The organism is Actinoplanes sp. NPDC048791 (assembly GCF_040650095.1).
In the GTDB taxonomy this organism is placed as follows: Bacteria; Actinomycetota; Actinomycetes; order Mycobacteriales; family Micromonosporaceae; genus Actinoplanes.
This window is the reverse complement of sequence record NZ_JBEZGQ010000439.1, coordinates 1-6630: the sequence shown is the minus strand read 5'-3', so window position 1 is coordinate 6630 and position 6630 is coordinate 1. Positions and strand designations below refer to the sequence as shown.

The following is a 6630-nucleotide window of genomic DNA, read 5'->3' as shown; positions in this document are numbered from 1 at the left end:
GGCCGGGCCACGATCTCGGCCGGGCGGCGGCGCAGCACCGACTCGGGCATCCGTGGCCCAGGAGGAGGCGTCGATCCGGAGATCGCCCGGCGGGTCATCCGCCGCCCCCTCAGCCGAACCGGCGGCGGCGCGCCGCCACCACGCTCAGCGCGACACCCGCCGCCAGCGCCGCCAGCCCGCCGCCGATCAGATAGGGCGCCGATCCGCCACCCGCAGTGCCGCCACCGCCGGTCGCCGGGCCGCGCGCCGGCTCGACCCGAAGCACCACGTGCATTGTGCTCTTGGCGGTCTTGCCGTCGGGACACTCCAGCGTGACGTTGTAGTCGCCGGCGTCGGTCGTGGCCGGCACCCGCGCGGTCGCCGTCAGGAAGCCGTACCGGGGGGAGACGATGACCGCGCCGGTCGGATCCGTGGTGACCGTCGCCGCTTTGAGGTTGTCGTCACAGCTCGCCCGGATGCCGACCTCGTCGCCGGCGCGGACCGTGCTCGGGTTGGTCTCCACGAAGACACCGGCCGCGTGAGCAGGGATGTCGTCGATCAGCACCATCGGCAGGGCCAGAGCCAGCGCCGCCAGCGCGGCCGGGACGGGTGTGCGCATGACCTCCCCCTCCTGCCGTCCGGGGCACGAACTTCACGGACGGCTCATGGGGGTGATTTTCGCACCTCCGGGCCGTTTTCGCGTGGCTGCGGAGATCCCGCTTATGAGTGTTGACACCCGACGCTCCGCGACGACCCGCACTCCGCTACCGTGATTGACGTTCGGATCACTGGGAACACAGTGAATTGGCCCGGTTCCTTATGACGCCTGGGGGCGTTGAGGTTGTCGATATTCAGCACGCTTCTCATCTACGCGATCATCCCGTTGGGTGTCATCGTCGTTGTCGCGGCGCTCGTCGCCGCCGGTTCCAGCCGGAGCCGGCCCGCGCGCCGCTACCGTCCCGGCCGGCCGTACGACTTCAAGCCGATCTGGTTCCTCGCGTCGCCGGCGCAGGTGAGCCCGGCATTCGGCGGCAAGACCTCGTCCGCTCCGGAGCTGCCCCCGGGTGTCCTCGAGGACGCCACGGGCATGCAGGTCCGGCCCGGCACCACAGGAGGCGCAAGTGACCGTTGGTGAGCACCAGGCCATCGTCAGCGGCCCCGCCGAGCAGCCGCTGACCGCGCTGGACGAGCCCGGCGGCCCGACCCTGAGCGAGGAGCCCGAGCTGTCGACGTCCGACGCGGGCATCGACGCGCTGGACGGGCCGTTCACCACCCGGCAGCTGCTGCGCCTGGACGAGGCGCTGCGCGTCGCCGACCAGCAGACCGGCCTGACCTTCAGCGTCTACATCGGCGACCTCGAGGAGCCGACCCGGGAGTATGCCGAGCAGCTGCACCGCCAGCTCGACGGCGCGGCCAGGGCCGTCCTGGTCGCCATCTCGCCGAACCAGCGGGTCCTGGAGATTGTCACCGGCAGCGACGCCCGCAAGCGCATCTCCGACCGCGACGCCAAGCTGGCGGCGCTGTCGATGGCGGCGTCGTTCGCCGGCGGTGACCTCGCCGGGGGCGTGCTCGCCGGGCTGGACCAGTTGGCCTCACACGCCGGCCGGCACTAGAGCCAAGCGGACGGGGCAACCCGGACCGGGAACGGGGCGTCGACCTGCACCAGGTCGTCGCCCCGAATCGTCTGCCGGGGCAGGTAACCCTCGGGTCCCAGGGTGTAGGTGTGCAGCACCGGCGCCGGGTCCGGCTCGATCCGCCAGTAGGCGGCGATGCCCGCGTCGGCGTACAGGGTGGGCTTGAGCAGCCGGTCGTAGCGGCGGCTGGTGTCGGTCTCGACCTCGATCACGCAGGCGACGTCGGCCGGGTCGGCCCAGATCGCCCCGGACGACTGCGGCTTCAGCACGGTCACGTCCGGGATCAGGTTGCTGGCGCCGGCCTCGATGCCGAGCCGGGCGCAGATCCACCAGCCGCTCGGGGCGGCGCCGCGCAACGTGGTCAGCACGGCCCGGACGACGGCCTCGTGCGGGCCGTCCAGCGGTGGGGTGACGTGCAGGCTGCCGTCGACGATCTCGTAGCGGTGGCCGTCCTGCGGGAACAGGTGCAGGTCCGGTTCCGTCCAGCGGCCGTCCGGGGCGGTCCACCTCGGCAGTGAGTTCGTACCGATCGCCACCGGACCACCTCCAACGCCGTGGAGTGCCAGCGTACTCACGCTAAGTTGTTTCCGCCGGGTTTCGGGCGCCGTAAGTTTCGCGGGTCGTGCGGATTCAGTCCCGCACGACCCGCACAAACTCATCAACCGGCGGCGGCGTCCTTCGCCCGGGCCTTCAGCGCCCGCAGCACACCGTCACGGCCCTCGGCCACCAGCCGGCGCAGCGAGGGGGAGTGCCCGTCGCCGGCCAGCCAGGCGTCGGTCAGCGCGACCGTCTCCTCACTGACCTGGTACGCCGGGTAGGCCAGCATCGCGAACTCCTGCGCGGGCTCACTGTCGGAACGCGCCCACACGTCGTCGACCACCTCGAAGAACTTCGGCGCGTACGGCGCGGTCAGCTCCACCTGCGAGGACGTCTGGAAACCCTGCAGCAGCGACCGGCTGAGCCAGTTCGGCAGCTTCTCCTCGCCGGTCAGCTGCGCCCACACCCGCGCCTTGTTCTCCGGCGTCGGCAGCAGCGCCCGGGCCAGCGCCGCCTCCCGCTCACCGCTGGCCGTCCGGTCCGCGGCCAGCTCCTCGGCGATCTCCTCCTCGGTCGCCGCGCCCCGGGCCGCCAGCGCCTCCAGCAGCGACCAGCGCAGCTCGGTGTCGATGGTCAGCCCCTCGGGCACGCCGGCACCGGACAGCCAGCCGCGGAGCACCACGAGGTCGTCCTCGCCGCGGCCGGCGTTGATGAAGGCCCGTGCCCAGGCGAGCTGGAAGCCGCTGCCCGGCTCGGCCGCCGCCAGCGCCGCCCGGGCGGTGTCGGCGTGCAGCGCGCAGCCGGTCGGCGCCCACGCCGGGTCCGCGTACATGGTCAGCGTCGTGGCCGCCTGCCGCAGGGTCGCGGTGGTCAGGTTGATGTCGCGTTCCTTGGGCAGGCCGGTGCCGACCAGGGCCAGGTAGTCGCGGGCGGCCAGCTCGGCGTCGCGCAGCATGTCCCAGGCCGCGGCCCAGCACAGCGCCCGCGGCAGGGACGACTCGAAACCGTCGATGTGCTGCACGACCGCAGCCATCGAGCGCTCGTCCAGGCGCAGCTTCGCGTACGTCAGGTCGTCGTCGTTGAGCAGCAGCACGTCCGCGGCCGGCACACCGGCCAGCGCGGGGATCTCGGTCTCCTCGCCGCTCACGTCGATCTCAAGCAGGTCGCGGCGCACCAGCCGGTCGCCCCGCACGTCGTAGAGGCCGACGCCGATGCGGTGGGTGCGCAGCGTGGGATAGGCGGCGGGCGCCTCCTGCTTGACCACGACCTTCTCGTACGCGCCGTCGCCGCCGATGGTCAGCACCGGGCGCAGCGTGTTGACCTGGGCGGTCTCCAGCCACTGGGCGGCGAACTTGCGCAGCTCCCGGCCGGACGCCGTCTCCAGCTCGGTGAGCAGGTCGTCGAAGGTGGCGTTGCCCCAGGCGTGCCGCTGGAAGTACGCCCGCAGCCCGGCCAGGAACGAGTCCAGCCCGACGTACGCGACGAGCTGCTTGATGACGCTCGCGCCCTTGGCGTACGTGATGCCGTCGAAGTTGACCTCGACGGCCTCCAGGTCCGGCATCTCGCAGTAGACCGGGTGGGTCGAGGAGAGCTGGTCCTGCCGGTAGCCCCAGGCCTTGCGGACGGACAGGAACGTCGACCACGCGTCGGTGAAGCGGGTCGCCGAGGTGTTGCACCAGTGGCTGGCCCACTCGGCGAACGACTCGTTCAGCCACAGGTCGTTCCACCAGCGCATGGTGACCAGGTCGCCGAACCACATGTGGGCCAGCTCGTGCAGGATCGTGTTGGCGCGCTGCTCGTACTCGTAGTCGGTGACCTGCGAGCGGAAGATGTAGTGCGCCTCGGCGTGCGTGACGCAGCCGAAGTTCTCCATCGCGCCGGCGTTGAAATCGGGCACCCAGAGCTGGTCGTACTTGGGCAGCGGATACCGCACGCCGAACTGCTCGTGGAAGAAGTCGAAGCCCTGCTTGGTGATCAGGAACAGGTCGTCCGGGTCGAGATACTGCGCCATCGACGCCCGGCAGAAGATGCCCAGCTCGATGCCGTCGTGACTGTCCCGCACCTCGTGGTACGGCCCGGCGCAGAGCGCGGTGATGTACGTGCTCATCCGCGGCGACGTGCTGAAATGCACCGTCTTGGCGCCGCCGGCGGCCTCGGCCGTGGAGTCCACGGGCATGTTGGACACGACTTTCCAGTGCCCCGGGACCGTGGCGTGCCAGGTGAAGATGCTCTTCAGGTCGGGCTGGTCGAAGGCGGCGTAGACCCGCTGGGCGTCCGCCGTCTCGAACTGGCTGTACAGGTAGATCTCCTGGTCGACCGGGTCCTCGCTGCGCTGCAGGCCCTGCCCGCTCGCCGAGTACGCGAAGTCGGCGTCGACGACCAGGGTGTTGTCCGCCGCCAGGCCGGTCAGGGCCAGGCCCCGCTCGGCCGACCAGCCGGACAGGTCCACCGGGGTGCCGTTGAGCACCGCCGACCGGACACTCGCCGCCGCCACCTCGATGAACGTCTCGGCGCCGGGCTCGGCGCAGCGGAACGTGACCTCGGTGGTCGAACGGAAGGTGCCGGCCCCGGGCCCGCCCTGGCCGTCGGTCAGATCCAAGGCGATGTCGTACCCGGTCACCTCGAGCAGGCGGGCCCGCTCGGCGGCCTCGACCTGGGTCAGGTTACGAACTCCGGCCACGTTCACTCTCCTCCATGCTGGTCCAGGCTTCGTCGCCCCGACCTAGAGCTTTCCACGTCACCCTATGCGCTTGACCGGTGGCGCATGTCACCGCCGGGTGCGGGCGGAAAGGGGCAGGATCAGAGGTATGACTGAACGCTCCGCGGTCGACATGTGGTTCGACCCGATCTGCCCCTGGGCCTGGATGACCTCGCGCTGGCTGCTCGAGGTGGAGAAGGTCCGGCCGGTCGACATCACGTTCAACGTCATGAGTCTCTCGGTGCTCAACGCGGGCCGTGACCTGCCCGAGCAGTACCAGGACCTCATGGCCAAGGGATGGGGCCCGGTCCGGGTCTGCATCGCCGCCGCCGAAGCCGCCGGCCCGCAGGTCCTGCGCGACCTGTACACGGCCCTCGGCACCCGTATCCACCTGCAGAAGTACGAGCTGGACGAGAAGCTCTACACCGAGGCGCTGACCGAGGTGGGCCTCGACCCGGCGCTGGCCGACGCGGCCGGCAGTGACGCCTGGGACGACGCGCTGAAGGCCAGCCACAACGCCGGCATGAAGCCGGTCGGCACGGACGTCGGCACGCCGGTGATCCACGCGCCGGGCCCGGTCGAGGGGGAGAAGGTCGCCTTCTTCGGCCCGGTGGTCACGCCGGCCCCGAAGGGTGACGCGGCGGGCAAGCTCTGGGACGGCGTCCTGCTCGTCGCGGGCACGCCGGGCTTCTACGAGCTCAAGCGCAGCCGCGACCAGGACCCCATCTTCGACTGAATCGCCACCTGAGCCTCCGGCCAGTCGTTGGATGTAGTGAGAACCACATCTGACCGGAGGCTCTGATGGCCGAGTCCGACAGCGTTGCCACTTCCACGATCGCTGTGCATCGTGGTGTGTGGGACAGCTTCTGCCCCAATCTGCCGGCGGATGTCGCCGCGATGGTGGCGCCGCCCGTCACTGTCACCGCCTTCCCGGTGGCTGAGGCGGGTCCGCCCGTCGCGGCGGTCCGCAAGGCGAAGCAGGCCAAGATGCGCGGCAACATGCCGTCGGTGCCCGCGTACGGGCGGGCCCGCCGCTCGAAGTGAGCGTGGGAACACACCGGGGTGTGCGCACGACTGTCACAGCCGGTCGGTAGGTTCGCGGCATGACGGTCGTGCACCCGATCAGCCGGGCCTGGATCACCACTGGCGGCACCGGCGCGCAGAACTACGACGAGTTCGCCGACGATGCCGAGATCACCGCGATCATCGCCGCGAACCCGCACAGCGCGCTCGCCATCGAGATGCCCCACCGGGCACCCGAGTCCCTGGGCAAGTCGTTCCTCGACTGCCTCGGCGACGCCGCCCAGCGGCTCGCGCGGGACAAGGCCGAGGGCAGTTACACGCCCGCTGAGCAGGTCGTGGTCCTCTACCGGATCACCGCGGCCGGCGAGCCCACGGCGTACGGTCTCTGGGCGCTGGTCGACACCGACCAGATCTCCACCAGCGCCGACGAGCCCGGGCTGGTCATCCGCAACGAGGACGTGTTCATCGCCAAGGTGCGCGAGCGCGTCGCCCTGGCCGATGCCCTGCAGACCCTGCTCTCCCCGGTGCTGCTGCTGCAGACCGGCATGGGCGAGGAGCTGCACGCCGCGCTGGCCGCGGCGAGCGACGCGGCCGGTGCGCCGGCCGCCACCGACACCGACCAGAGCGGCCGCACGCACGCCATCTGGGTGATTCCCGCCGGTCCGCTGCAGGACGAGCTGACCGCGCTGGCCGGCGGCGGCGAGCTGGTCGTCGCGGACGGCAACCACCGCAGCCTGGCCGCGCAGACCGGCGGGCTGC

The 6630-nt window shown here is 71.2% G+C and carries 8 protein-coding genes; 5 read left to right on the top strand and 3 right to left on the bottom strand.

What is annotated here, in order from left to right:
* Positions 1-109: 109 nt before the first annotated feature.
* A complete protein-coding gene (locus tag AB0C29_RS27220) occupies positions 110-598 on the bottom strand; it encodes a hypothetical protein (RefSeq protein WP_360825633.1) in 489 nt (162 codons plus the stop codon).
* Between the two features lie 216 nt (positions 599-814).
* Here AB0C29_RS27220 and AB0C29_RS27215 point away from each other — a divergent pair, with 216 nt between their 5' ends.
* Both AB0C29_RS27215 and AB0C29_RS27210 read left to right on the top strand, forming a co-directional pair.
* Positions 815-1114 carry a hypothetical protein gene (locus AB0C29_RS27215; RefSeq protein WP_360825630.1) on the top strand — a complete coding sequence of 100 codons (300 nt, stop codon included), beginning with the start codon at positions 815-817 and terminating at the stop codon, positions 1112-1114.
* 70 nt (positions 1115-1184) lie between these two features.
* Positions 1185-1592, top strand: coding sequence for a DUF5130 family protein (locus AB0C29_RS27210; RefSeq protein ID WP_360825636.1), 408 nt, complete (start codon positions 1185-1187; stop codon positions 1590-1592).
* Here the strand turns inward: AB0C29_RS27210 and AB0C29_RS27205 are convergent.
* Positions 1589-2149 carry a Uma2 family endonuclease gene (locus tag AB0C29_RS27205; protein ID WP_360825627.1) on the bottom strand — a complete coding sequence of 187 codons (561 nt, stop codon included), beginning with the start codon at positions 2147-2149 and terminating at the stop codon, positions 1589-1591. The two genes, AB0C29_RS27210 and AB0C29_RS27205, sit on opposite strands and share 4 nt — an antisense overlap.
* Positions 2150-2271: 122 nt before the next feature.
* Positions 2272-4830: an aminopeptidase N gene (pepN, locus tag AB0C29_RS27200; RefSeq protein WP_360825624.1), complete on the bottom strand. Its 2559-nt coding sequence runs from the start codon at positions 4828-4830 to the stop codon at positions 2272-2274.
* A gap of 127 nt (positions 4831-4957) precedes the next feature.
* On the opposite strand from pepN, the gene AB0C29_RS27195 reads away from it, so the two are divergent.
* The 3 genes from AB0C29_RS27195 to AB0C29_RS27185 form a co-directional block, all read left to right on the top strand.
* Positions 4958-5584, top strand: coding sequence for a disulfide bond formation protein DsbA (locus tag AB0C29_RS27195; RefSeq protein WP_360825621.1), 627 nt, complete (start codon positions 4958-4960; stop codon positions 5582-5584).
* Between the two features lie 65 nt (positions 5585-5649).
* On the top strand, positions 5650-5892 hold the full coding sequence (locus AB0C29_RS27190) for a hypothetical protein (protein WP_212989802.1): 243 nt from the start codon (positions 5650-5652) through the stop codon (positions 5890-5892).
* 59 nt (positions 5893-5951) lie between these two features.
* The coding region (locus AB0C29_RS27185) for a DUF1015 family protein (protein ID WP_360825618.1) at positions 5952-6630 on the top strand (679 nt) is incomplete at its 3' end.

What these genes read in the sequence shown, in the direction of transcription:
- AB0C29_RS27220 (WP_360825633.1), bottom strand. Translation starts at nt 598, where the DNA reads ATGCGCACACCCGTCCCGGCCGCGCTGGCGGCGCTGGCTCTGGCCCTG.
- AB0C29_RS27195 (WP_360825621.1), top strand. Translation starts at nt 4,958, where the DNA reads ATGACTGAACGCTCCGCGGTCGACATGTGGTTCGACCCGATCTGCCCC.
- AB0C29_RS27190 (WP_212989802.1), top strand. Translation starts at nt 5,650, where the DNA reads ATGGCCGAGTCCGACAGCGTTGCCACTTCCACGATCGCTGTGCATCGT.